The sequence below is a fragment of the Oleiphilus sp. HI0066 genome (assembly GCF_001635725.1).
Map to the genome: position 1 here is coordinate 1 of NZ_LWFH01000623.1, position 1,084 is coordinate 1,084.

The window sequence follows — 1,084 nt, forward strand, 5'->3', positions numbered from 1 at the left end:
CAGTCACGCATGGAGAGTCATACACTAAGTTGCACATTTTGCTATACAGCGTGATCTTGTTGTTAGTAACTATTCTTCCGTACTTGACGGGTATGTGCGGAGAGATTTATTTAGTTTCTGCAGTGTTACTTGGCTTGCGCTTTATTCAGTGGTCTGTGCGCATGATTCGAAATCATCATAAGCATGATGCGATCAATACTTTTAAATTCTCGATCACTTATTTGATGCTGTTGTTTGTTGCGTTATTAGTTGATCACTATACATGGCCAATGATGGTCGCCATGTAATTTGGTTTGTGTGGAGGGCCGAGGGTTTCATTGCCATCTCTGTCCTCCACCAAAGATTCCTCTAAAACTCGTTTTGAGCTTCCAGGATTACCAAAATATTCGACAGGATGTCGCGCATATCTATGAGCGTTTTTGTTCTCGGAATTAAGTTGCTTAAACGTTGTTCTAGCTCCTCTACCTTCGGCACGATGCGACGAATTCCTTCAGTGATAAATTCATAGGGGTAGTGATGGTCTTGTATGCTGAGCTTATTAAGTTCGCCAATCTCTAACAAGAACATGCTGTGTATATCGTAAATGAAGTCTTTGTCTGTGATCGATGAGGCTTCTCAGTAAGCGTCATCTAGTAACTCACTAAAGCTCATGAATTCATTAATGGTATGGGCAATGGATGGGGTCGACACGGAATTCTTCCTCTTAGTTAGCCTTGGCCTCGCTAGATTAACTATAGCAGAGGCCAGAAGAAGCATTGCGTTAGATGATTATGGGATGGCGGATGCCGTGCCCTGATATGTATATAGTGGGGTTGGTTCGCTATCGATAATTTGTAAACCGTTTTCATCAAGAACCGGTTGGCCGTCAGCATCGGTTTGGTAGGTGATGTCGTAATTGGTGTCAGGCACAAATGTTAAGCGCACGCCTTCTGCCGCCGTTTTATCTGGATCGATCAAAGCTAAAGCATCGAGTACAGCTTGTTTCTCGCAATCCGTTGGGTTCTCAATAACCGTTGTGCCATCGGAAGCATAGATCGCTTCGTTATAGGTAGAGCCGTAAATGCGGACCTCTCCTTTAAACATG

At 43.5% G+C, this 1,084-nt stretch carries 2 protein-coding genes and 1 pseudogene; 1 reads left to right on the forward strand and 2 read right to left on the reverse strand.

Features of this window, described 5'->3' with window-relative positions; genetic code table 11:
- Positions 1 to 287: pseudogene (locus A3738_RS30795) on the forward strand (protoheme IX farnesyltransferase); the annotation flags it as partial.
- Positions 288 to 348: 61 nt separating this feature from the next.
- On the opposite strand, the gene A3738_RS31860 reads toward A3738_RS30795, so the two are convergent.
- Together A3738_RS31860 and A3738_RS30800 are read right to left on the reverse strand one after the other, a co-directional pair.
- Complete coding sequence (locus A3738_RS31860; protein ID WP_231876576.1) at positions 349 to 567, reverse strand: hypothetical protein; 219 nt, start codon at positions 565 to 567, stop codon at positions 349 to 351.
- A 201-nt stretch (positions 568 to 768) separates the two neighbouring features.
- The coding region (locus A3738_RS30800; protein WP_068763512.1) for a hypothetical protein at positions 769 to 1,084 on the reverse strand (316 nt) is incomplete at its 5' end.

Bases quoted from the DNA above. Each gene is read 5' to 3' on its own strand.
- A3738_RS31860 (WP_231876576.1), bottom strand. From the start codon at position 567: ATGTTCTTGTTAGAGATTGGCGAACTTAATAAGCTCAGCATACAAGAC.